The organism is Pseudovibrio sp. Ad5, assembly GCF_001623095.1.
In the GTDB taxonomy this organism is placed as follows: Bacteria; Pseudomonadota; Alphaproteobacteria; order Rhizobiales; family Stappiaceae; genus Pseudovibrio.
In genome coordinates this window covers 161,953-186,545 of record NZ_LMCH01000015.1, presented here as the reverse complement: position 1 = coordinate 186,545, position 24,593 = coordinate 161,953, and the positions used below count along the sequence as shown (strand labels likewise).

Genomic DNA, 24,593 nt, shown 5'->3' with positions numbered 1-24,593 from the left:
TTATTACTTTTTTTACCACAGAAACTAACTGAAACAAAACACGTCGGAACTACTTTTCCAAGTGACGAGGAGTCCAACGATGCAGAAAGTTAAACAATCGGCGAGGAGACGGTCGACACGCATTCCTGCGTGGCGTCTTACTTTGCGCCGTATTGTTCGTTCTGATGCCTTTCAGTACACCTTTCTCATCTTGATTGTTGTCAACGCCATCAGCCTGGGTCTGGCAACGTCTCCCTCCGTGCGACGCTTGACCGGAGATGGTCAGATCATTTTTGATGATGTGATTATCGGACTTTTCATCTTGGAATTTGTTCTGAAAATCATGGCTTTTGGCACGCGTTTTTTCAAAAGCTGGTGGAACATCTTCGACATTTCAGTGGTTAGCTTCTCACTGCTCCCACAGTCGGGTTATCTCAGCGTTTTGCGTGCCCTTCGGGTTATGCGGGCCATGCGTGTCCTGTCCTTCCTGCCACAATACCGGCAAGTGATGCAGGCGCTGTTGGACGCGCTGCCCGGCATGTTCTCCGTGATGATCGTTCTGGCGCTGATTTATTATGTGTTTGCGGTGATGGCGACTGGCCTGTTCGGCGCAAGCTTCCCGGACTGGTTCGGGGACATTGGTCGATCCTTGTACTCGCTGTTCCAGATCATGACGTTAGAGAGCTGGTCCATGGGGATCGTGCGTCCCGTAATGAAGATCTATCCCTACGCCTGGGCTCTTTTCATACCCTTTATCTTCCTGACTGCATTTGCGGTGCTCAACCTGTTTATCGGTCTGATCGTCAGCTCCATGCAGGGCATCTATCAGGAAGAACACAGTGAAGACGTCGAACGACTTCGCCTCCTCGTATCCGCAGAAAACCGTGCAATCGCCGCTCAATTGGAAGCTGCGCAGTTACAGGTAATCAAAACCCTCGAACGTCTTGAGGACCAGATAGAAACCAATAAGAGAGATTCTGATGAGTGACTCTGACAAGGACGATGATCTTGATGCACTGCTCAATGACATCATAGAGGAAAGTGATGCTCCCACAGAAGGTGAAACCGCTGAAGGTGCATCTGCAAGTGTTTTTAAGCCAGATTTTGGCGAGGTCACATGTGAAGCCCCAAAGCTCAACATCACGCTGGATAGTCCGTTCCATCTTGCTGTGATCGGTGATTTTTCTGGTCGTGCCAACCGTATGGCTCTTTACGATGCTGAAGAGCTTGCTGTGCTCAAGGGGCATAATGTTGATGTCGATACTGCAGAAGATCTCCCTGCCCGATTCAAGATCAACATTGAACTTGACCTTGCTGGTGATGAAAAAGTCATTCGGTTTGAACCGAACTGCATTGAAGACTTCCACCCTGACGAAATAATCGATGAATTCGAGATATTTGATGAGCTGAAGGCGCTGCGTTCTTCCCTCAAGAACCCCGGAACTTTCAGCAATGCGGCTGCAACCATTGATGAGTGGCTGGAGAACAAAGGCGAAAAGCCTGTCTCACAGCGCAACTCGCGTGGATCAGTCATTCCAGTTGACAAGAAGCTGAGTGACTTTTCAGCTCTCATTGATCGCCCCGTTGAAGAACATGAAGAGGCCGACGACTTTACAGATCTGATTGGTAAGATTGTCTCGCCCCACATTACTCCAGCCGACAACCCACAGCTCGATGATTACCTTGAGATCGTCGAGGCTGTGATGACCACAACACTGCGTAAAATCCTTCAAAACGCTGACTTCCAGTCTTTGGAGAGTGTTTGGCGCGTTATTGATATGTTGTCACGCCGAATTGAGACCTCAACGGCGCTCAAGATAACGCTCTATGACATTTCTGCGGAAGATTTTGCAAGAGACCTCAGCGCCACCAACAAGCTTGAAGAAACAGGTTTGTATCGTCTGTTCGTAGAAAATGCGTTGCAGGATGAAGGTGTTGGCACGCCGAGTGCTATTGTTGGCCTTTACACATTCGACATGACGCCACCTCACGCAGAGCTTCTGGGGCGTATGTCAAAGATCTGTGCGCATGCGCACGCACCTTTCCTGACATCCCTGGACCGCAACAATGCCACCAGAAAATTTGCTGAGCTTCCTAAGATTACCGAAAAGACGTGGCAGAGTCTGCGTGCCATGCCAGAAAGCAATTACATTGGCCTGAGCTTGCCACGCTTCATGCTTCGAATGCCTTATGGCGCAAAGACCGACCCAATTGATGCATTCAGCTTTGAAGAGTTTGACGAGCAAGTTGGCCTGAAAGCCATGTTGTGGGGCAACCCTGCAGCCCTGATTGGTCTTGTGCTTGCAAAAGACTATGAGACCAATGGCGGCGGCATGAAGCCAGGATCGATCCTGACACTCAACGAAATGCCCTTCCACTACGTTCACGACCAGTATGGTGATCAGGTTGCCCTGCCCTGTACGGATCGCATGATCAGTCATCGCAGCGTCGAGCCACTTATGAGACAGAGCTGGATGCCCATTGTGTCTATGAAGGGGCAGCCCGAAGTTCGCATAGCCTCTCTTAATGGCCTGGCCGGTGACACGATCTCTGGACGCTGGTGCGATCAGATTGCAGTGACCAAAGCTGCCGAGGCACCAAGCCCAAGTGCTGGTGCGCGTGTCAGCATCAGTGGTGGCGACGGCTTAACCCCAGGCATTCAGGCAACAAAAGGTGCTGTTGTTGTCGAGACCATCATTGATCCTAAGAAAACACCAGAAACCATCTTCAGAATTGAGGCTGATCCGCCAGAACCTCAGGTGAGTGAACCTGAAGCGGCAGAGGACGAAGAAGACGAAGTTGAAGAGGCACCAGCACCTGCGCCAGCCGCAGCAGCTGCCCCGCCTGCACCTGTCCATGACACAACAGAGTTGGACAACCTCCTAGCCGATCTTTCAGCAGATGATGAAGAAGAAGCGGATGAAGAGGGTATGGATCCGGAACTCGAAGCACTGCTTGCTGATCTGTAACAATTGATAACGGAGTTTCAAATGGCCGAACTCATTGAGATAGAAGAAGTACCTGAGATTTACGTCATGGAATACGGCGGCAACTATTACCTTGTTCGCGGCGCTGCTTACCTTGACCAAATCCTGTTTGGCAAAGAGCCACTCAGCTTCCCCGTACTCATCAAATCCGTCAAAACCTGGGATGAGGTTCTCGTGAATTGGGAGAATACCGGGGGCTCCATGCCCTGGATCCTCAATCCCAGCATTGTTGAACGGATGGAACGAGACAATCGCAAACTGACCTCAGACAGCTTCAACGCCTGAGACCGAACGAGAAACGTTTTAGAAATAGGCAGGTCCTGGAATGTGTGCGAGCAAAGTAACTGAAAATCGGCTGTTCACGATCAGCTTCGATGGTGGAGATGACAGCTTCCACCTTTGGAAGATGAAGATGACCAGCGAAATGAGTGAGCTCTACGAAATGGTCGTAGATTGCCGATCATTCGAGCATGACCTGAGCCTTGATAAGATGCTTGGGCAGACGCTTACGCTTGAAATGAAAAAAGTGTCCGGCACAAGCCTGTCTTCTGACCAGTATCTGAATGGGTTTGTAACCAAAGCCATCTATACGGGACAAGATCATGGCTATTCAACTTACCGGCTTATTGTACGCCCGTGGCTTTGGTTTTTGACCCTTACCAGCAACTGCCGGATTTTTCAGGAAAAGTCGACGCCAGATATCTTGAAGGAAGTCTTTCAGGAAGCAGGTTTTACCGACTTCAAAAACAAGCTGAGTGACAGTTATGATCCTCGGCCCTATTGCGCGCAGTTTCAAGAAACCGATTTTAACTTTATCTGTCGCCTGATGGAGCAGGAAGGGATCTATTATTACTTTGAGCATGAGGATGGCCAACACACGATGGTATTGGCAGATTCCTATAGCGCTCATGAAGACATCAAAGGCGAGTCCAGCCTTCCCTTCTATTCTGAGGAAGACCATTTCCGTCGCGGAGCTGATCACTTTTGGGATTGGCGACACAATGAAGAGATCCAGACGGATGAAGTTGAAATCAATGACTATGATTTCACTAAGCCCACGAGTGATCTGAAAGCTAATGCTAGCGAAAAGAAGTCCCACCAACTTTCTGGCCGCACACGTTACATGTATCCCGGCCATTACGAGGAAGTCAGTGTAGGTGAAAAGCGAGCCAAGGTGCGCGTTGAAGAAGCCAGTGCGGCTTACGCTAAGGTATATGCGCGCGGCAACGTACGTGGATTGCGACCCGGATACCTTTTCAAATTGGATCAGTTTTCAGACGACCCAAGTCAGGAAAAAGAATACCTGATCACGAAGGCGATCTGTGAGGTCTCAATCGAGTTTGCGCGCGATGAAGAGCAGGAATTTTATGACGCAATCACCTATGAGATTGAGGCGGTCGATTCCAGCGTTCAATACCGTAAAGCCTCTACTACACCCTGGCCTAACATGAATGGCTTGCAGTCCGCAGTTGTTACTGGCGCGGATGGTGAAGAGATCTGGACCGATGAGTATGGCCGGATCAAAGTGCAATTCCATTGGGATCGTGACGGACAGAACGATGATAAATCTTCTTGCTGGGTGCGTGTAGCGCAAATGTGGGCAGGTAAAGGTTGGGGCGGTCTCCACATTCCCCGTGTTGGGCAGGAAGTCCTCGTTGATTTCTTAGATGGTGATCCCGACCGACCTATTGTTGTGGGCAGCGTTTACAATGGAGAGCAGACTGTTCCTTATGACCTGCCCGGTGAAGCCACAAAGTCTACACTTAAGAGCGAGACATCCAAGGAAGGCGGCGGGAACAACGAGTTCTTGTTTGAAGACAAGAAAGATGAGGAACTCGTTCAGCTCACAGCTGAGAAGGACTACGAGCGCACCGTTAAAAACAATGAAACCGTCAAGATTGGTTTCGACAAGCAAGAAGATGGTGACCAGACAATCGAGGTCTATAACAATCGCAATCTGACGGTTGATCAGGGTGACGAGACCTACACAATCAAGACCGGTGGCCGAACCACAACTGTCGAAAAAGACGATGCCCTCTCAGTCAAGTCTGGCAATCACACTATTACAGTTGAGAGCGGTGACCAGAGCATCTCCATGAAGCAAGGTGCGCAGACTGTTGAAGCCATGAAAGACATCGGTGTGACCTCGCAAACCGGCGATGTGAAAGTGGACGCATCTGCAGGATCTGTGAAGGTCTCCGGAACCCAAGCCATTGAGCTCACCTGTGGTGGCAGCTCGATCAAAATGGATCCCATGTCCATCACCCTTACCGCTGGCCCTAGCTCTCTCAAACTTGAGGCCGCTCAGGCTGAGTTGAAAGGCTTGATGGTGACCGTAAAAGGTGATGTTCAGGCGACCGTTGACGGGACATTGACCACCTTAAAAGGTGCTGGCATCACGACGGTACAAGGTGCTCTCGTCAAGATTAACTGAGGCGCATTATGGAAAATATCGTGACAAATACTACACTGCTCCTCAACTCCTACAAGGATCTACTGGAAAAAAGACCTTTAGAACTTGGAGATGAAGCAGTACCATTGATAGAGGGACAGAAGCCTTCTATCGAAGTTGTGGATACCTTGGCAGAAGCGGAGCTCATGTCTGACGCCATTAAGGTTCTTGCTCACGCCCTGAGTAAACCACGTGCAGTGTGGTGGGCCAGTCAAGTCAGCAGAGCGACCTTTCCGGAAGGCAGTCAACCACCCGATGAAGACGAAATAGCGCTGAAAGCCGCCGAGGATTGGGTCCGCAAACCCGAAGAAGACCTGCGCCGTGCAGCAATGAAAATTGCTGATGACGGAGGATATAAAAGCGCCGCTTCTCTTGCCGCGGCAGCGGCTGGTTGGAGTGGCGGTAGTATGGGATCTCCCGAATTTGACCCTGCACCTCCCCCAGAAAACCTAACTAGTATTGCTGTAGGGTCATCTATAGTTTTGTCTGTATACGACAGTAACGTGGAGGACCCTGAAGAGTTCTTAGTCAAAGCTTACAAGTTAGGACGAGCACTCGCAGATAATGAAATAGAGGCCCTATGAGTTTCCCAGCAGCACGCATGACAGACATGCACGTCTGTCCAATGGTGACCGGTATCGTTCCTCACGTAGGAGGCCCGATATCTCTTGGAGCACCGACGGTTTTGATCGGAAACTTACCAGCGGCGCGCATGACTGACATGTGCGTGTGTGTTGGGCCTCCAGATACAATTATGAAAGGCAGTGTCACCACTTTGATCGCCGGATTGCCGGCGGCGCGTATGCTGGATGTCACTGCTCACGGCGGCACCATCATCCTTGGCTGGCCCACAGTTTTAATCGGGGGCTGAGGATATGACTGATAACACGAGCATGGTTTTAGTACTCATTTTGACCAAGGGGCATGAGTTGGTCGACACAGGAAAATGCACGCGCATACTGCGACAGGAACGCTGCGTCATTGGACGTGGAAGCAGTGCGGATTGGATTCTTCCCGATCCTGCAAACCAGCTTTCGCGCCGTCATTGTGTCGTTGAGTGGAACGATGGGGCCTACCGCGTCGTCGATACCAGCTCCAATGGAACCTTTGTTAATGATTGGGACGAACCAGTTCCCAACGGTGAGGCCTGTGGCCTTCAGGATGGCGATGTTATCAGGGTCGGAAACTATTACATCAGCGCACAAATGTTGCCAGAAGATGCTGATGCCCGTCTGAAAGTGGATGACTTTCTTGCAGAACCTGAGAACCCTGATCCACTTGCAAATCTTCTTCCTAAAGAACTCGACATGGAGGATGACGACTGGGTCGATGACCAGATCGTTACCTCTGAAGACGAACTTTCCGAGGTTCTGAATGACCCACTGGAGTCTCCAGAATCTATTCTCAGAAAAGCGACTGAAACACTGGACTCCTACCCTGCCAGCGCTGGGAAAGAACCTATTCCGCCAGTTAGTTATGGATTTGAAGGATACAAATATTCCAGCTCAGTACCGTTTGAAAGTGAAAGCGGCATCTCGAGTGAGGAAGGTGCAAGTGCGTGGGATCACAACCGCACGGAATCCGATTCATTTAAATTGCCCAGAACGCATCACCAGACCATTCCTGAGGACTGGGATGTAGCCCCGAAAAAAGACATTCAGAACAAAGCTCGTAAACCAAATGACGATTAGCCACATCAAACGCATTGCGTACATTTTGCTTTTGAGTATCGGTCTGGCCTCCTGCTCCGCCGAGATGCCGATGCCTGTCATGATCACGACGACAGTCATCGCGGACAAGGAGTTGAACCAAAACGCAGATGGGATGTCGACGCCTGTTCAGGTGAAGATCTTTTACCTTACGTCTGATGCCGAGTTTAAAACTCATGACTTTTTCACTTTGTTTGAAAAAGGAGACCAGGTTCTGGGCAAAAACCTGCTTGCTATGAAGGAAGTTTTCATAGCTCCCGACAAGATCATGAAGGTAGCAGTCAAGGTTGACCCCAGTGTGGCATTTGTCGCTGTGCTCGGTGCCTTTCGGAAAGTGGATACAGGAACATGGAGTTCGGTGATTATGGTTCCAAACAATCAGCCATCGAGCCTCATTGCGTATTTGAGCAAGCTTGAAATTACTCTGCAGCCCGACAAGACAGTAAAAGAAGGATGGTTCTATTAATGACCACTCATAACAAAGTTGTCTGGTCAGAAGGTCTGTTTCTACAGCCACAGCACTTTCAGCAGCATGATCGCTATCTGGAACAGCTGGTCAGTGACACTATCTCGAGCATTCGCCCTCACCCCTGGGGCCACACAGAGCTGAAAATCAATCAGGAAGCCCTGAAACTGGGCCAGTTTGCACTCAATTTTGCCAGCGGTCTGATGCCAGATGGTACGCCTTTCAAGATGCCACAGGAATGTGACGCTCCTGCGTCTATTCCAGTTCCTGAAAGCGTAAAAAATTCGGTCGTCTATCTTGCATTACCTATTCGACAACCTGGTGCCTACGAATATGAATATCCAGGTGTGCAGGAAACAGCTGCACGCTATGTGGTGCATGAATCCGAGGCGCGCGATGCAATCACCGGCAGTGACGCCAGCGTCCAGATGGAAACTGGTCGGCTACGGTTCTCTTTTAAGTTCGACTTTGAGGATCTGGAAGGCTGGATCTGCTTGCCTATCGCCCGTGTGATTGAAGTACGGGCAGATAAGCAAGTTATTTTAGATGACGAGTACATCTCCACGTGCCTCGCCTCACATTCCTCCTCAGTGCTTTATGGGTACATTCGCGAGATTTGGGGCATGCTGAGCCACCGGGCAGATGCGCTTGCAGGCCGAGTTTCAAACTCCGGCAGCAAGGGTGTTGCTGAGATTTCAGATTTTCTGCTTCTGCAGACCGTCAATCGCTATGAACCACTCTACGCCCACTTTGCGCAAACACCCTCGCTCCATCCTGAAGCACTGTATCGGATTTCGATCCAGCTGGTTGGTGAGCTTGCAACATTTACAGCGGCAGCCCGGCGTCCCTCAACACTTCAGCCTTATCGACATGAAGCCCTTACAGAGACATTCGCTCCTGTGATTGCTCATTTGCGACAGCACCTTTCTGCTGTTCTGGAACAGACTGCCGTGCCGATACCGCTGGAAGAGCGCAAGTACGGCGTTCGTGTTGGTATGCTGCTTGATCGCAGCCTGATCAAGTCCGCTCGGTTTGTGCTTGCGGTTAGTGCTGACCTGCCATCAGAAGTGATCAACCGACACTTCCCGGGGCAGATTACGATTGGATCTGTCGAACAGATCCGAGACTTTGTGAATTCCGCTTTGGCCGGCATCGCAGTGAAGCAACTGCCAGTCGCGCCAAGACAGATCCCGTACCACACGGGCACAGCATATTTCGAACTGGATCCGGCCTCATCACATTGGGACGAAATCCGTGTTTCTGGCGGTCTGGCGATGCATGTCGCGGGTGATTTCCCGAAACTTGTGATGGAACTCTGGGCGATCAGAGAGCAATAAGCGGCTAACGGACTGAGGAGTTGAGATTATGGCAAAGAAGGATTTCACTGCCCTTTCGGTGGACTCAGTCGACACTGTCATCTCGACTGATGCACCCAATCCTGATCATCCTGATGCTGGTAGTACCAACCTTCCGGCGCAAACGCCTGCGGGCTATTGGTTCCTTGGCGCTGACGATATTCAATTTGTCCCACTTGGGAATAATCCTCTTATCAAAGCAGCCTCCAGTTTATTAGCCCTAGCTGCCCGCTTGCGAAATCACGCTCAGCACCGTGATGTGAATGCCCTGCGCTCTCATGTTATTTCCGAGATCCGTGCTTTCGAACACAACGCTATGCTAAACGGTCTTTCTTCTAAGACCATTCGCATTGCCAGATATGTGGCCTGCGCAACCCTTGATGACATAATTCTCAATACTCCGTGGGGCAGTCGCAGCATTTGGGCAACGCAAAGCCTTGTCAGTAACTTCCACAAGGACGTGTCCGGTGGCGATCGATTTTATGATCTATTAAGAAAGACGCAGGCCAACCCAAGCCGTGATAAAGATCTTCTGGAATTATTGTATCTTTGTATTTCTTTGGGGTTTGAAGGCCGCTTGCGGATCATGCCGCAAGGCAGCAATACGATGTCGCGCCTGCGTTATGGCATATCGCGCCTCATTCGCTCATTGCGAGGAGATCAGGAAACCGACCTTTCACCTCACTGGAGAGGCGTTGAAGATGCGTATCGACCTTTAAAGTGGTCTATTCCGGTGTGGGGTATCTTCTTTGGAGCAGCACTCCTCGCCTTGCTGATTTATGCTGTGCTTGCGCTTTGGCTTGGAGAGAAAAGTGAGCGCATTGCGTTCCAGTATGAGTCTTTAATCAACACAAGCCCAATTGATCTGACTCACCAACCTGCTCCGCCACGAGCAGCTCTACCGAACTTGCCACAACAACAGGCAGCACCTGGAACACCTTCCTCACCTCAAGTCGTTCGTAACAGCACGTTGCCTGCTTATCTGCAAGTTAGCAGGTTCCTTGCTCCTGAGATCCGGCAAGGTCTTGTCGTCGTGATGGATGTGCAAGGCAACGTGGTGATACGCCTGACAGGTTCTGGCATGTTTGCAACTGCTAGAGATACGCTCACTGCCCGCTTTATTCCAGTCGTCAATCGTGTCGCTGAAGCGGTGAACACGCAGCCTGGTACCATCAATGTAGTTGGCTTTTCAGACAATATTCCAATTCGAAATGCCCGTTATCCGAACAATGTTGCACTTTCCAAGGCGCGTGCTCAAACAGTTGCAGATCTCATCAAGGTCAGACTGACAGACAGGACACGTGTCAAAGCCATCGGCAGAGGATCAGCTGATCCAATTGCGACCAATGCAACAGCTGAAGGGCGTGCTCAGAACAGGCGCATTGATATTACGCTTATTCCGCCTTCTGGCCAGGGAGGCCAGCAATGAAGAAACTCAAACGCTTTTTCCCCTTTTGGTTTGTTACGCTCCTCATCACACTAATATTGTGTGCGGTCATCTGGATTTATGGCCCAAGTCTATCGATCTTCGGCGCAAAACCTTTTGCGATGGCTGTCGTTCGTATGCTGATCGTCATGGGCCTTTTGATGATCTGGGCCGCGATCAATATTGGACGCCTTTCCCGGCGAGCAAGAGAAGCAGAAGCCAAGAACGAAGAAGAAGAGGAAGAAGAAGAGCCTGAAGTCGATCCTGAAGAGCTGGCGAAGAATGAAGCAGCGCTGGTCTCTGGCAAGGTTGAGAAGAGTCTGAACATTCTCAAAACGGCAAGTGTCGATGGTAAACTAGGCCGTAAGGTGATCTATCAGCTGCCCTGGTATCTGATGATTGGGCCAGAGGAATCTGGCAAGACCACTGCTCTTTTACGTTCTGGAATGAAGTTTCCACTGGCTCACAAACTGGGCCAGAAAGTGGATGCAGCGACGATTGAGCCCACTGCAGAATGCGAATACTGGTTCAGCAACAACGCGATCATCGTTGACAGCGCTGGCCGTTATACCATGCAGGACCAAGATGAGGTCATCGATGCTTCTGGCTGGAACACACTGCTTTCATTGATTAAGAAAAACCGCCGCCGTCAGCCGCTGAACGGCATGATCATTGCGATCAATCTTGCAAAGCTCGCAACAATGCGTTCGGATCAGCGTCTGGATATGGCGCGGACGGTCAAACAACGCTTCAAGGAAGCTGAGAAGCAACTGGGCCTTCGCTTTCCCATCTACGTGATGTTCACTAAGCTTGATTTGATCGCCGGTTTTGCCGACTACTTCCAAGTCCTTGGCAGAGATGAGCGACACCAAGCCTGGGGTATGACTTTCCCCGTTGATGACGGCAAATCCTCCGAGAATGCGATCAGTCATTTCGATGAGGAATATGAGTTGCTCATGGAGCAGCTCAACTCGCGCGTCTACGACTACCTGAATAAAGAAACGGACATACAGCACAGAAGTCTGATCTTCAGCTTCCCGCAACAAATGGCCTCGCTGCGAACCGTGCTGAATGATTTCCTGACCGAGATGTTCCGTCCTAATCGTTATGAGGACCGCAGCTTTTTGCGTGGGGTTTATTTCACCTCTGCCACCCAGGAAGGTCAACCTGTTGACTTGCTTGCAGGTTCGATTGCGCATGCCTATGGGATTGGCCGACAGGCACTTCCCTCTGCTCCCTACGAGAAACACGCGTATTTTCTGGAGCGCTTGTTCTTTGACCTGATTTTTGGCGAAGGCAACCTTGCGGGCGAGAGCAAGCAAGTGATGCGCAAACAGAAGATCCGCAAGCGCCTCTCTTTTGCTGCTTGTGTGATCGTTCTTGCATTTTTAACAACGGTTTGGGTCATCAGCTATGAGATGAACCAGGAAAACATCATCAACCGCGCCCAAGCTGACTTGAAAGAATACCCCAAATTTGCTGACCGAATTGATGCTGTGCGCGTCAATGATGCCAACTACCTATCTGTGTTGCCGTTGCTGAACTACCTTCGAGACCTGCCAGGCGGCTTTGCGGATCAGCAGGAGAAACCACCTCAAAATGAACGTTGGGGCCTTAACCAGATTCCGAATGTTTCAGAGGATGCGGATGCGCTTTATCACAACGGACTGGAGCGCTATTTGCGACCACGCATGATGCTCCGCCTTGAGCAGCAAATGGTCGCAAACATAGACAATCCAGAATTCCTGTTTGAAGCCTTGCGGATTTATCTGGAACTGGCGGATAAAGGTCCCCTGGAACCGGAGGTTATTCAGCGTTGGGAAGAAACTGATTGGCAGTCCCTTTACAGTGACCCTCGACAAGTAACAGAGCGCGACCAACTTTCAAATCATCTTGCAGCGTTGCTGGACCAGCCCTTTAAGGTGCGAATTGATGTGAATACAGAGTTGGTTAGTCAGGTTCGAGAGATTCTGAATGCAACTCCAATCGCGGAGCTGGCTTATTCCTTTATCAAAGCAGGACAAGCCGCTCAAAGTCTTCCGGAGTGGCGTCCTGACGAAGCTGCAGGATCTGCTGTAACTCGCGTCTTCACACGATCTTCAGGCAAACCTTTGAGCGAAGGTATTCCTGGCCTTTACACTTATGAAGGTTTCCGTGGTGTGTTCCTTCCTCAGTTGGTTGATAGCATTCAGAGTTTCGTTCGAGAAAGCTGGGTGCTGGGTCCAAACGGTCAGTTGGAAAACAAGGAAGAGACTGTCACCCGTATCGAACGTGGCGTTTTAGGGCTTTATCTGGATGACTACGCGCGCATGTGGGATGCGATGCTGGCTGACCTGCGCATTGTGAAGTTCACAAGCCTGTCGCAGGCGACAGATGTCATTAACACCGCTTCCGGGCCCAATTCACCTATCCGCAATCTTCTCGTCTCAGTGGCTGAGCAAACACAGCTTACTCGGACTGAAGCTCCATCCAGTGCTACCGGCGTTGCTCAGAACGTTGCAGGCGGAGCAGCTCGTATTGCGCAGGAAGAAGCCCGCGCGACCACCAACCTGAGACAGCAGCAGCTTGTTGAAGTGCTTGGTGAAGCTGTTCCGACGAGTGAAGGTGGCCCGAAACCGGTTCCACCGGGCACTTCTGTGCAGGCGCGCTTTGAGCCTCTTGATAGTTTCACGTTAGGGTCAGGGAGTGGCACCACTCCACTCGACGCTTTGTTGATGAAGGTCACTGATCTTTATCGTGAACTTAACCGGATTTTATTGGCTAACAACACTCAGCAAGACGCCCTAAGCTATATTCTTGGCGGCGGGAGTGATGCGGTTAAAACACTGAAAGATGAAGCACCTAACGTTCCTATGCCGCTGCAAAGCTGGATACTGGAAATGCTTCAGTTCTCCTCACAAGTTACCGTAAACGATGCTCAAAAAGCCATCAATGCAGCCTGGGATTCAGAGGTTTTACCTTTGTGCAGCAATGCTCTTTCTGGCCGCTATCCGGTGGCAAATGGTCAGCAAGCTTCGGTGATGCTGGACGACTTTTCGACCCTGTTCAAACCGGGTGGCAAGATTGAAGCGTTTTTCAATACCAACATCAAATCATTCGTCGATACCTCCTCCACACCGTGGAAATGGAGAGAGAGCGACAACGCCAAGATTGATGTCTCAAAAGACAACCTTGAAGTCTTCGAAAAAGCTAACAATATTCGCAACGCATATTTCGCAAATGGGGGGGATAAACCATCTGTTGCATTCACGATGACACCCTTGGATCTGGACGTCGGATCAACCAGAGTTGCCCTCACCGTGGATGGGACAACAGTGAGCTATGCGCATGGTCCAACACGCCCGATTGAGTTGAATTGGCCTGGCGAAGGTGTACCAGCTGCAAGTCTCGCATTTTTCCCTGCGATTGCCGGAGAATCGAACTCCATCAATCTCAGCGGACCATGGTCCCTCTTTCGTTTATTGGAAAAGGCAAGCGTGACAAAAACTGAGCTACCCGATCAATACAAGGTGAGATTTACGCTTGGAAATCGATTTGCCACCTTCAACCTCATGGCCAACAGCGTGAACAATCCATTCTCAGCCAGGCTGCTTCAGAATTTCACCTGTCCTAAGGAGCTCAATACCTAAAATACAGGTTTAGTGGTTCTCGATAATAATAAAACCAATTGGAGCCTCGAATGTCTGACGATCAACTAACGCCCCAACAACTTGAGTGGGTGAAATCAGTTTATAGAGCACTCGGCTGGGCCTTTAAGGAACAGGATGAGGCTGAGCGTGAGACAGCCGCAGCAATCAAAGAAAAAGAAGAGAAAGAGATTGCACAGGCGACAGCTAAGACAAAAGCTGAAGACGACAAAAAAGTTGAAGCGGCTGTTACAGAAGCAACTGCTGAGCGCATAAAAGCAGAGAGTGATGAAAAGCTCAAAGATGTCACCGCGCAACTCTCTGAGTTAAAAGCCGACGTTAAAGACCATTTTGTTCATGAGAATGAAGACACCGATGCAGATGCTCTGGCAGCGCTTGCAAGCCAGAGTAAGCAGCTTCTGGAACGTCTCAACTCTATTTATGGACATAAAAAAGATTTTGAAAATTATCCAAGCGAAGCAATTGCTTTTGACAAAAGCTATGAAAATGCGAAAGCGCTCATTCAAACCGCTGCTTTGGAGATCAAAACCAAAGATACGGATGGTGCACATAACAGCCTAATAGATGCCGAATCCACCGTTGATGATATGCAGACGCTTTGGCAAGGCGTTGTAGCCGCGGCCAAGAGCAAACCAGCAGAACCTCCTGTTCCGGCTGAGTTGAAGCCATATGTCATGGAAGTTGGTCAGGGTATCAAATCGATGACCGGTATTGGATTTTCCGGACCAGCAACACGCCTTGGAAAAACCTTGAAGGACGTCAGAGCAGCGAAGGTGCCCAAAGACGATCCTGCCTGGGAAATCCTGCTTTATGAGAATGAGATGGCCATGGCTGCGGTTGGGGAGTTTGATCAGCTCAAGAACCATATTCAAAAGCTGGCGACAAGTTTGCGCAACTCCGGTGTTGCGGACGCTGCTGGCGACATTGAAACCACACTTGATAATTACATGTCGGACGCCTCAAGAACGGTCCCGACCATTCGCAGTTTGCTTAGTTCTCTCAAGGCCTCCGCAGCACACAAGAACAGCATGAGAAAAGAAGCGCGATGGGATGCGGCGCAACTTGGTGAGCGTACAGAGCGCTTCCGCGATGATTTGAAGAAACTGGTCCTTTACGACAAGCAGGGAAATCTGGTCACCAAACCTGATGAACGTCGTGCGATCAAGCGTGCGGGAGATGTCCCTGGCTTGAATCAGGACGTGATGATCCAAATTCCACGTCGCCCCAAAGATGCGAAGGAAATTCCGCGCAAAACCATCGACAGTCTTCTTCAAACATTTGACTTTCTTGATGAGTTGAAAGCATCCGGTGTGACAGGTGTGGAAGATATAGCTGTTGAGGAGTTCCTGAAAGCTGAAGCCATCCTTTCCGGCATTCAGAAGGATCCCGGTGCCTATAAAAAGCTGACTAAAAACCTAGATAAGCTACGCGAGAAAATCGACAAGATCTCGAAAGGCAAGGAAGGTGCTTATTACATCGAAGAACGGTTGCGCCTCACGGATGACATCGATGAACTGGAAGAAGAAGCCCTCTCCATGAACATCGAAAAAGCGCTGGCTTCATGCACTGAAATGGAGGCCAAGCAATTACACCCACTCGAAGAAGGTGTTCGTAAGGCCGTCAAAAACCGAGAGTTGTTCGACACCAAAGTTAAGATCATCGAGAACCAGTTTACAGAGATCCCAAAACTGCTCGCACAAATGGGGAAAGCAGATCCCAGCCTTGCCAAGATGGTTGGTTCTCTATTCGCGCCAGATGAGATCAAGCAATATCATGGTGATCTGGATGTCTTTTTCGATCAAGCGAAAGACCTTGCCTACAACGCAACCACAAATGACGAACTGGCCCATTCACTTGATCTGGCGAACCGCCTGATCTTCCGCGTTGACCGTTTTGTCCACGAACTGGAAGGCCAGTTGAGCCATCTTCACAAGCTTGCTGAGATGGAGAAGAGAGGCGAGAAAATCACAGATGCAGATCGCTTCAGTAAGGCAGAGCTGAAGTACTTCAAAAAACTGGAAGTCGATTACAAGAAGGGTGTTGCCCGACAGAAAGATCAGAAGGAAGCTAAGAACGCCTTCCTCACCAAATCCGGCCCGCTTAAAGATGAGCTGGATATGATGACGTCGAAAGATATCTCCATCAAGCGTATCCTTGCTTACTACAAGGGTGTTGATCGCGTTGACCCCAGCAAGTTTGATACATCTCGTTTGAAAGAACTTCGCATGGAAATCGCGGAGCTGGAAGATCAGTCTGACGCTTCTCATACGCACAAAGAAAACCTTGCTAAACTGAAAGAGCTGGAAGGTGCTCTGGATGCAATGCGTGGTGAAATTACGGGCTTCAGAGAGGACATTGCGAGAGACATCTCAACGTTTTCTGATAAATGCATCGCACGCCTGATCAAAGCCAAGCAGTATATCGACAGCTCTTTTGTCAATGCAGTGAAAGACAAGCAGGATGCCGGTGAAGAAGCGGTGGATGTCGCTGCTTTGCGAAAGTTCTCGTCGTGCATTTCTCAACCGTTGGCCCTTGCAGAGTTGCCAAAGCAAGTTGCAGCTATTGCTGACAAATCAAAAGACCTGAAAGAGCGCAAGAAAGCCCGCGAAAATGCCCTAAGGCAAGTGCGGCCACTGATTGCGCAACTGGACAACAGTCAGGCTATTCAGCTCTATATGCGACACCCCTTCAGCGATCTGCCGAATGATCTGAACATACTGCGTCCTGAGCTGATTCAGCTGGAAGTGAAGCTGCTCTCTCTTGGTGGCTAAGATACAACAAGAAGGATCGAAAACGATCCCACACTGGAGTTTATCATGACGTTAACTCCGTCTCAAATTGACTGGCTCTCACAGGCTCAAGGCGGCGTGGAGAACTTCGAATCTGATAGTGAAAACGAAGAGAAGAAATCTGCAGAACTGACCAATATTTTGGCTAAATTGGATGCAGATAAGTCGGTTATTCACCAAGCTCAGGATTTTCAAATTGAGCTCGCCCGAAGTCCAAATGTTTTTAAGCGCAAGCTGCAAAAAAGCAAAATGGACTTTATGACCGGTGATATGAAAACCGAGGTAGATTCCTACGCGGACGTGACTTCTGAAACGCCTCTCATTCAATCTGAAAATGTTGATGCGCTCAATGCCGCTTTCGGCAAAATCCTCGAGCGGCAGGCAGAAATGATTGCGGCGAAGAAGAAGGATGGGAAGACACGGCTTTTCAGTGATGCAGATATCACCCGGGAACTTTGGACTCCGCTGGTTCGCGAAGGGATCATTCCCTCCAACATTGTGCCGGATAAATACAGTCAATTTGTGCAGATGTTCCAGGGTGCCTCTGAGATCTATGAGGGAAAGCTGGAGCAACATAGTGAAACGGCTTCAAAGTATGAGAACACGCTTGAAGCCATTGGGTTTGCGCGTGATGTCGTCTCACTGGCCGGAAGTCTTGGCAGTAGCGCACTGACCATTGCCAACTTTGAAGACCAATCTCGTTCACTGGCAGAAAAACGCGAAATTGCAGCCAAACGTCAGGTTCTGAAAGGGAAGCAAGATCAGATTGCTGGAGACCTTCGTACTGAGTTCAAAATGGGTGCAAACACTTCGGATGCAGAGGTGTTGGAAGAGGCAGCCCGACGTGGTGAATATAGTTGCGAGATCAAAAGCTACCAGAATGTAGAAGCAGCCCAATCACAGCTCGTTGAGCAGCTAATGGGGCAAAACAAGCTTTTCGAAGAGGAAAAAGCTTTACTGACGATGTCCACGTCGTTGCTGGATGGCGGTCTAGCCATGGCAGAAAAAGGTATCCAGTTTTCGGAGAGACAAAAGAACGCAAGAAACACACTCGCCTTTGCCCAAGACGCTGCTGATATCGTTGCTGGCCAACTTAAGCTTGCATTGGAAGCAACAGGCAAAACCTACGAGCAAGAAGAGCACCAAACCACCGACCAGATAGAATTTGAAGGCGCCGCAGATAAGGATATGCTCCAGAATATTTCTTATGCCGCAGGTGCTGTGAGTGTCGCGATTGAAGCCAACCAAGTTGCGCGGAAGATTGCCTTAGCAACGCAAGCAAAAACGAACAAAGAGCGAGAGAATGCGGTTTTGCAAATTGCCGGCTCTATCGCCGACTCCCTTGCTGAGGCTTTTTTTGCAGCAGGTGACGTTCAAGGCCATATCGATACGGGTAAACAAGATTCTGCGCTGACTCTCAAGGATGAAAGCAAAGCATATGCCTACGGTGATCCTGGGCCAGGTCCTGGAAATGAGAATGACCAAACCGAACTGATTGGTGTTTCAATCAAGGCTTTTTTTGTCTTAGGTGTCAACACCGGTACTGCTGTTAAAGCGCTCAAAGATAAGGATTACAAAGCCTTTTCTGAATCCCTTGTTCTAGGTTTAATGCAGCTAGCTTCTTCTGCTACCACAGGCCCCCTCGCCGCAATGGCCAAGCCTGATCTTCCTCTCAACACTGATGAGGAAAAAGAAGAACTTAGTGAGCTCTCAGCCCGCGAACTTATGGATCGCAAGCTGGAACGATCTGGTTGTACGTTTAAACGAACGGAGCGCGAGGCGTTTCTTGATGGTTTTCATGATCCACAATATTTGCACAAAATCACGAATAATATGCGTGAAATGCAGGATGCCTTCCGTGAGGCAAATGACAAGAAGAAGATGGATGCTGAAACGGTAAAGCGAACGAATGCTGCCATTCAGAAGATGGAAGCGAAGAAATCCTGGGACGCACTTGCCGATTTTAAGAAGAAGCAATCCAACAAGAAAGAACGCGAAGAGTTTATGGAAAAACTCGAAGCGGATGTGGAAGCAGAAACAAAAGCGCTGAAAAACCTGATCGAGGAGGCTTCCCCTCCTCCTGATCCTGAAGACACGAAGGCTCTTCAGAAATCAATGGAAGCGGTCGAAAGACTGATTGCTGACATCAAAGCCTCTGAAATGAAGTACAAGCTGATTGAAAAGATTGCCAAGGGTGGTGTTCAGGTTCTGGTGCGTGTTGTTCCGGCAACGGGCATGGTTGAGGCTTGCAGAAAACTTGCGTTTGACGCAGTTGCTCTTGGTAAGAAAGCTGCTGAAGTTGAAAAGTGGCGCAGAAACGTGAAAATGGCTCAAACCGCCAATTCGCCCTATTACCACGCTTGTAAGGAGCGCCATACACAGGCCGCGGTTCAAGTCAGTCAGAAGACAATCAATACCTTCCTATCTATCATTGGCGTGGCTACAGAGGCCACGCGTCTGGCCGATTCAACGCAAGCCTCTACGGGGCTTTCTCTTGCAAAGAACATGGGTCAGGCGCTCTCTGATTTTGGCTATAAAACTTACGGACGCGCTAAGGTCGTTTTTGGATGGCGGAAGTATCTTGATGCCCGCAAAAATCCAGAGAACCGCAAGAAGGCCCGCGAGGCCATTGCCTGGAACTCGACACTTGCCAAGTGTGTGCTTGCCTACGGCATTGTTGAAGAACGGGACCCGATTGCACAGCAAGTTGGACGCAACTGCGGTTTGACACCTGAAGTCCTGGTGTCAAACAGTGACGTTTGTGCTGCGGTGGTGCGGTATTTTGAGACGCTTTACAGTGAAGATCCTGTTGTCCTGCGGCGTGTTCCGAAGGTTGCAAACTGGCACCCTGGAACACCGGATCTGACGCTCAAGAGCTGGTTTAGCTTTAAACGTGCGGCGACCAAGAAAGCCTATCCTTTGATGGCTAAGGAAAGCTGTAAGACACCAGCTATCGAGCAAGCTTTGAAGGCACTGCACACCTTGTGTGGTGGAGACCCGTTCAACTACCCCTCTGTTCGAGATGACATGATTTCTGAAGATAACTGGCAGGAAAAGATCCTGACCTACGCTCAGGATGTTCAAAAGCATCTTGAGACTCTTGAACTTGAGTTCAAGGGATATCGCCCAGTCACTGCTGAACCAAAAGACAAGAAGACACAGGCTTGGACTGGTGGCCGATTACATACCGAAATGATGGAAGTCGCGGATTCTTTGCGAGCACAAGCAACGTTGATCCTCCGCGATGCCAGAGCAGATGTGAAGACTTATAGTTCTTAACCCGTTCTCCTGAACACGTTGGAGTTTGTCATGCCCCTTACCGGAAAACAGCTCGATTGGCTCAAAACAGCGCAACAAGGCGCCGGCAATTTTGAACAAAATGCCGAACGTGTTGCAGCCAAAGCTGGACGTTTGAATGACATTATGACCAAGCTGGATGGAGACAAAGAAACCATTCGCGAGGCACAGAACTTTGAAGTAACGCTGGCGCGGAATGAAAAATGGTTCAAGCTCCCCGGCTCGGGTACAAAGATGCCCTGGATGACCGGGGATATGCAGACAGAGATTGACACCCGCGCTGATATTCGCGCCGATAGCGGGGCTATCAATGCTGAGACCCTGAAGAAGCTCAATGCTTCCTTTGAACGCATTCTGGCACGACAAGCCGAGATGATTGCGGCCAAAGATAAAGATGGCAACGAGATGTTTTCTGAAGAGGACATCACACGTGAACTCTGGACTCCGCTGGTTCGTGAAGGGATCATTCCATCAAATCTAGTCCCTTCCCGTTACAGCCAGTTTGAGAAGATGTTCAAGGGCGGTGCAAAAATCTATGAGCAAAAGCTTGATGAACATAGCGAAACTGCTTCCAAACACGAGAACACGTTAGAAGCCATTGGTTTTGCGCGTGATGTCGTGACGCTTGCCTCATCTATCGGATCCAATGCAATCACTCTGGCCAATTTGAATACAGTTGCAGGTGATGCACCTGACAAAGATCAGATTTCTGCCAAACAGGACGTCCTCAACAACCAGAAAGGCCAAGTAACAGGCGATTTGCGCAAGTCTCTTGGCATGGATGCGAATGCAAGCTCAGAGGATGTCATCAAAGCAGCAAAAGATGCTGGGAAGTATGGAGATCAGCTGCAGAAAGTAACCAATATTGACTCAGCCTTGAACTCGCTGGGAGAAAATCTCTCAAAGGACGCCAATTGGGTGGCTGAACAGCGTGCGTTGTTTACTGCAACAACTACACTACTCGACACCGGTCTTGCAGCTGCAGAAAAAGGTATTGTCTTTTCAGAGCAGAAAGGCAAAACAGCCGCAGATAAGCTGAGCTTTGCGAACGAAGCTGGCGAGATGATTGGTGAAGAGATCAAAAAAGTTCTCTCTGCTGGCGCTGCTTTTGACAAATCCGCGTCTGACCGCAAAGGCGAGGATGACCACGGCAATATTTTTGAAGGTGTTTCCGGCCTGATCGACGTTGCTATGGCTGGTGGTCGTGTTTCAGAGAAGATTTTGCAAGCCACACAGGCCCCCGACAAAGACGCCAAGCAAGAAGCGGTGATGTCCATCATCGGGACACTAGCGGATTCCCTCTCTACAGCAATATCATCAGGCTCACAGTTGAGCGGTACGGAATCCACTACTCCTGAGATTGTTGGTGAAGCGCTTAAAGCTGCGATGATTGCAACGACTGATGCAGGCGCAGCGACAAAGGCGTTGATTAATGGCGACTATCAGGCCTTTGCAGAAGCCCTCACAGGAGGCCTGGCAAACCTCGCCAGCGCGACTGGTTCTGATGCCATTGGTGATGCCATCACGGGCAAGATTCAGCCAGATCAAGGTGAGTTGACAGAAGAAGGCGAAGCTGAGACTGAAGGCCTGACACCGCAGCAAATTCTTGAGAAAAAACTGAAACTTGCTGGTCCAAGCGCGGGTGTCCAGAGCGTTGAGAAGAGTATGGAGCTTCTTTCTGACGAAGACATTATGGCAAATGTCAACGCTTTGCTGACCGGTGGTCTCGATAAGTTCAAGAAACCAGGTCGCGATGAAAAAGACGCCGAAATCGTCAAGAAGAATACAGCAGCTGCGCTGAAAAAGATCGAAGAAGAAAAAACAGGCAATGCGCTTGCTAGTCTGAAGGAAAAGCTTGCTGATCCTAAAGAGCGCAAGGCTTACATGGACGAAATCGAGAAGCGCGCAGATGAAGAGCACAAGGCTCTGCAAGATCTTATTGCAGAAGCTTCCTCACCTGATGACCCGAATGATGAAAAGGCCGTTGAGAAATCTTTGAAGGCCATCGACACTCTGCTTGCTGATATCAAAGCTTCTCAAATGAAGATCAAGATGATCGAGACCATTGCGAGTGGTGGTGTAAAGGCAGTCACAACGATCTTCCCTGCAACAGGCCTTGCAGAAGCGATCAGAAAATTGACCATGGATGCAATCGCGTTGGCGAAGAAATCTGCTGAGGTCGAGAAATGGCGCAAGAACGTCAACATGGCTGAAGCGAGTAACTCGGTCTATTACCATGCAATCAAAGAGCGACATACACAGGCCGCTATTCAGGTGAGCCAGAAGACGCTGAACACCTTCTTCTCCGTTGTTGGTGTTGCCGCTGAAATTGCGCGCTTGGCTGATGCAACACAGGCTTCTGCCGGCATCTCGGCAGGTATGAACATGGGCCGTGCGCTATCTGATTTCGGTTATAAAACCTATGGCCGCGCGAAGATTATTTATGGCTGGAAGAAGTATCAGGAAGCGCGGATGGACCCTGCAAACCGTAAAGCGGCACGTGCTGCGATTGCAGGCAATTCCACGCTTGCCAAGTGTGTGCTCGCCTACGGAATTGTGGAGGAAAAAGACCCCATTGCCCGCCAGGTTGGCCGGAACAGTGGTTTGACGCCGGAGGTGCTGGTTTCCAGCACAGATGTATGTTCTGCAGTTGTGCGGTACTTTGAGACGCTTTACAGCGATGATCCTGTTGTACTGCGCCGAGTGCCAAAGGTGGAGAACTGGCATCCTTGTACGCCTGATCTGACCCTGAAGTCCTGGTTCTTGTTCAAGAAGGCAGCTACCACGCGAGCCTATCCACGAATGGCCAGAGACAGTTGTCTGACACCAAACATTGATCGTTCCATCAAGGAGCTGCATAACCTTTGTAATGGCGACCCATTCAAGTACCCAGAGGTGCGGGATGAGCAACTGAGCAAACCGGATGGTATGAAAGCGGTGTTTGATTATGCCACACAGGTTGATACAGAGCTGGATAACCTGAAGAAGGCTTTGGATGCCTACTCTCCGGTGACAGACAAGCCGGAAAACCCCAAGATCGAGAAGTGGTCAGCAGGGCAACGTCATTCAGAGATGGAAGCCGTTGTTGATGCGATGTCAGCTCAAATTGAGCTCGTACACCGTGAAATCACGGCAGATCTGAAGCTCTATAAGACCTGATCCACCCCGTAACGTAAACAGCAAAGAACCGGCCTGAACTTTCAGGCCGGTTCTTTTTTTTTGCAGTGTTGTAAGCGGCTATCAGAAACGTTTCAGGAACCGCATCAAGACTGGCCAGTGATCGCTGGCGCCCTGATTATTGTCGGGATTAAAGCGCTTTGGGCGTACTCTGTTTCTTGCATCCTGTGCGTACTGGCTCGGGTGCGTGACAACTGTGTGGAAGCTACCCAAATCAGCAAACCATGTACTGTTGCTGTCCTGATCGGGACGCAATGCACCGGAAACGAGGATCATATCCAAAAATGACCAGCTCTGATCCTTATAGTAAAATGCACTGCCCGGGGCTGCACACCCGACTATCTCAGGCGGATAACTCCAGTTCCCTTCTCTCGCCAGGGCCTGAAACTCACCATTTTGAATGTCTGTGCAATTAAAATTGAAGTCGCCAGCAGCAACCGCATTTGCGTCATCAGGAAGCTTTGCACGTTCTTTGTTCAGCACTTCCATCGCATCTTTCCGGCATTGATAGGCCGCGCCAGATGGAAAATGAACACCAAAGACATGCATTGTTTCGCCGTCTGGCATCTCAAACTGAGCTTTCACAATATCACGGGTTGGATGGCAATCGTGGGGATTGTCGCCATCTTCGCCAAACACTTTAATTGTCTCCGGTTCTCCCTTAAGCGGCAAGCGCGAGATGATGCCAACATCAATACCGCGATTGTGCTCATTGTTGGAGGTGTCCAGCTGAATGACTGAGGTGTAGTCCAGACCGGCCAGTGCTTTATTGACCAGATCATCAAGCACCTTTTTGTTTTCTGTTTCAGGTAAAACCAAAATGTCCGGCGTTTCCGGGAAGGAACGAATGACAGCGCCCAGTGTCATCAATTTTTGCTTGTAGCTTTCCTCGCCCCAGTTCAGCTCAATGCATTGTTTGTAATAGTGAGAACCTTTATCATTGTAGCTCTCACACGCGTCTTCATGATCCTTACCACGGGCTTCTTTTGCTTCTTTGGAAAGGTAGGTGTCATCTCGTGGATTGTTCTCATCATCAATGGTGTCGAAGAGATTTTGCACGTTGTAACTGACGATCGTGACAGGCTTGTCTTGAGCAAAGGCTGTCGGCATGGCCAATCCGATGATCGTTGCACCCAGTAGCAAGGATTTCATGGGTTTCTCCCTTTTTTCTTTTGGGAGTACCAAACATGGGTTAGTGGCCCGTTCCGAGTGTTCTTGCAGTTTTAAGTGTTTCCGCAAAATGGCTGAGCAAAACAAAAAAAGCTGACCTAAAGGCCAGCTTTCCTATCTTAAACACATTGGTTGCTGC

Annotated in this window: 15 protein-coding genes; 14 read left to right on the top strand and 1 reads right to left on the bottom strand. The window is 49.7% G+C overall.

Annotated elements, in window-relative coordinates; translation table 11 throughout:
• Window positions 1–79 precede the first annotated feature (79 nt).
• Genes PsAD5_RS09570 through PsAD5_RS09505 form a run of 14 tightly spaced genes read left to right on the top strand, consistent with a single transcriptional unit; the run spans window position 80 to window position 23,266 of the window.
• The gene (locus PsAD5_RS09570; RefSeq protein WP_057465263.1) at window positions 80–967 is read left to right on the top strand and encodes an ion transporter; all 888 of its coding nucleotides are present in this window, start codon (window positions 80–82) and stop codon (window positions 965–967) included.
• A complete protein-coding gene (locus PsAD5_RS09565; RefSeq protein ID WP_063291940.1) occupies window positions 960–2,948 on the top strand; it encodes a type VI secretion system contractile sheath domain-containing protein in 1,989 nt (662 codons plus the stop codon). The genes PsAD5_RS09570 and PsAD5_RS09565 overlap by 8 nt, the downstream gene beginning before the upstream one ends.
• Window positions 2,949–2,969: 21 nt before the next feature.
• The gene (locus PsAD5_RS09560; RefSeq protein WP_063291939.1) at window positions 2,970–3,251 is read left to right on the top strand and encodes a hypothetical protein; all 282 of its coding nucleotides are present in this window, start codon (window positions 2,970–2,972) and stop codon (window positions 3,249–3,251) included.
• Between the two features lie 40 nt (window positions 3,252–3,291).
• Window positions 3,292–5,400 (top strand): type VI secretion system Vgr family protein, encoded by a 2,109-nt coding sequence (locus PsAD5_RS09555; RefSeq protein WP_057465266.1) that lies wholly within the window; start codon window positions 3,292–3,294, stop codon window positions 5,398–5,400.
• An 8-nt stretch (window positions 5,401–5,408) separates the two neighbouring features.
• Window positions 5,409–6,002, top strand: a complete 594-nt coding sequence (locus PsAD5_RS09550; RefSeq protein WP_063291938.1) for a DUF6931 family protein — start codon at window positions 5,409–5,411, stop codon at window positions 6,000–6,002.
• Complete coding sequence (locus PsAD5_RS09545) at window positions 5,999–6,289, top strand: PAAR domain-containing protein (protein ID WP_057465268.1); 291 nt, start codon at window positions 5,999–6,001, stop codon at window positions 6,287–6,289. Before PsAD5_RS09550 ends, PsAD5_RS09545 begins: the two co-directional genes overlap by 4 nt.
• A 4-nt stretch (window positions 6,290–6,293) precedes the next feature.
• Window positions 6,294–7,109, top strand: coding sequence for a type VI secretion system-associated FHA domain protein (locus PsAD5_RS09540; RefSeq protein ID WP_208988562.1), 816 nt, complete (start codon window positions 6,294–6,296; stop codon window positions 7,107–7,109).
• On the top strand, window positions 7,099–7,593 hold the full coding sequence (gene tssJ, locus PsAD5_RS09535; RefSeq protein ID WP_082597106.1) for a type VI secretion system lipoprotein TssJ: 495 nt from the start codon (window positions 7,099–7,101) through the stop codon (window positions 7,591–7,593). Before PsAD5_RS09540 ends, tssJ begins: the two co-directional genes overlap by 11 nt.
• Complete coding sequence (gene tssK, locus PsAD5_RS09530) at window positions 7,593–8,930, top strand: type VI secretion system baseplate subunit TssK (protein WP_063291937.1); 1,338 nt, start codon at window positions 7,593–7,595, stop codon at window positions 8,928–8,930. The genes tssJ and tssK overlap by 1 nt, the downstream gene beginning before the upstream one ends.
• 28 nt (window positions 8,931–8,958) lie before the next feature.
• The gene (gene icmH / locus PsAD5_RS09525) at window positions 8,959–10,377 is read left to right on the top strand and encodes a type IVB secretion system protein IcmH/DotU (protein ID WP_063291936.1); all 1,419 of its coding nucleotides are present in this window, start codon (window positions 8,959–8,961) and stop codon (window positions 10,375–10,377) included.
• Window positions 10,374–14,003 carry a type VI secretion system membrane subunit TssM gene (tssM, locus tag PsAD5_RS09520; RefSeq protein ID WP_063291935.1) on the top strand — a complete coding sequence of 1,210 codons (3,630 nt, stop codon included), beginning with the start codon at window positions 10,374–10,376 and terminating at the stop codon, window positions 14,001–14,003. The genes icmH and tssM overlap by 4 nt, the downstream gene beginning before the upstream one ends.
• Before the next feature lie 50 nt (window positions 14,004–14,053).
• Complete coding sequence (locus PsAD5_RS09515) at window positions 14,054–16,792, top strand: hypothetical protein (RefSeq protein ID WP_063291934.1); 2,739 nt, start codon at window positions 14,054–14,056, stop codon at window positions 16,790–16,792.
• Between the two features lie 45 nt (window positions 16,793–16,837).
• Window positions 16,838–20,089, top strand: a complete 3,252-nt coding sequence (locus PsAD5_RS09510; protein WP_063291933.1) for a hypothetical protein — start codon at window positions 16,838–16,840, stop codon at window positions 20,087–20,089.
• A gap of 30 nt (window positions 20,090–20,119) precedes the next feature.
• Window positions 20,120–23,266: a hypothetical protein gene (locus PsAD5_RS09505; RefSeq protein WP_057465396.1), complete on the top strand. Its 3,147-nt coding sequence runs from the start codon at window positions 20,120–20,122 to the stop codon at window positions 23,264–23,266.
• An 81-nt stretch (window positions 23,267–23,347) separates the two neighbouring features.
• Here PsAD5_RS09505 and PsAD5_RS09500 read toward each other — a convergent pair whose 3' ends face one another.
• Window positions 23,348–24,436 (bottom strand): endonuclease/exonuclease/phosphatase family protein, encoded by a 1,089-nt coding sequence (locus PsAD5_RS09500; protein ID WP_063291932.1) that lies wholly within the window; start codon window positions 24,434–24,436, stop codon window positions 23,348–23,350.
• Window positions 24,437–24,593 lie beyond the last annotated feature (157 nt).

Excerpts from the sequence above, each read along its gene's own strand:
- tssM (WP_063291935.1), top strand. The coding sequence starts at position 10,374 with ATGAAGAAACTCAAACGCTTTTTCCCCTTTTGGTTTGTTACGCTCCTC.
- icmH (WP_063291936.1), top strand. The coding sequence starts at position 8,959 with ATGGCAAAGAAGGATTTCACTGCCCTTTCGGTGGACTCAGTCGACACT.
- PsAD5_RS09540 (WP_208988562.1), top strand. The coding sequence starts at position 6,294 with ATGACTGATAACACGAGCATGGTTTTAGTACTCATTTTGACCAAGGGG.
- PsAD5_RS09505 (WP_057465396.1), top strand. The coding sequence starts at position 20,120 with ATGCCCCTTACCGGAAAACAGCTCGATTGGCTCAAAACAGCGCAACAA.
- tssJ (WP_082597106.1), top strand. The coding sequence starts at position 7,099 with ATGACGATTAGCCACATCAAACGCATTGCGTACATTTTGCTTTTGAGT.
- PsAD5_RS09570 (WP_057465263.1), top strand. The coding sequence starts at position 80 with ATGCAGAAAGTTAAACAATCGGCGAGGAGACGGTCGACACGCATTCCT.
- PsAD5_RS09560 (WP_063291939.1), top strand. The coding sequence starts at position 2,970 with ATGGCCGAACTCATTGAGATAGAAGAAGTACCTGAGATTTACGTCATG.
- PsAD5_RS09500 (WP_063291932.1), bottom strand. The coding sequence starts at position 24,436 with ATGAAATCCTTGCTACTGGGTGCAACGATCATCGGATTGGCCATGCCG.
- PsAD5_RS09565 (WP_063291940.1), top strand. The coding sequence starts at position 960 with ATGAGTGACTCTGACAAGGACGATGATCTTGATGCACTGCTCAATGAC.
- PsAD5_RS09555 (WP_057465266.1), top strand. The coding sequence starts at position 3,292 with ATGTGTGCGAGCAAAGTAACTGAAAATCGGCTGTTCACGATCAGCTTC.
- PsAD5_RS09545 (WP_057465268.1), top strand. The coding sequence starts at position 5,999 with ATGAGTTTCCCAGCAGCACGCATGACAGACATGCACGTCTGTCCAATG.
- tssK (WP_063291937.1), top strand. The coding sequence starts at position 7,593 with ATGACCACTCATAACAAAGTTGTCTGGTCAGAAGGTCTGTTTCTACAG.
- PsAD5_RS09515 (WP_063291934.1), top strand. The coding sequence starts at position 14,054 with ATGTCTGACGATCAACTAACGCCCCAACAACTTGAGTGGGTGAAATCA.
- PsAD5_RS09510 (WP_063291933.1), top strand. The coding sequence starts at position 16,838 with ATGACGTTAACTCCGTCTCAAATTGACTGGCTCTCACAGGCTCAAGGC.
- PsAD5_RS09550 (WP_063291938.1), top strand. The coding sequence starts at position 5,409 with ATGGAAAATATCGTGACAAATACTACACTGCTCCTCAACTCCTACAAG.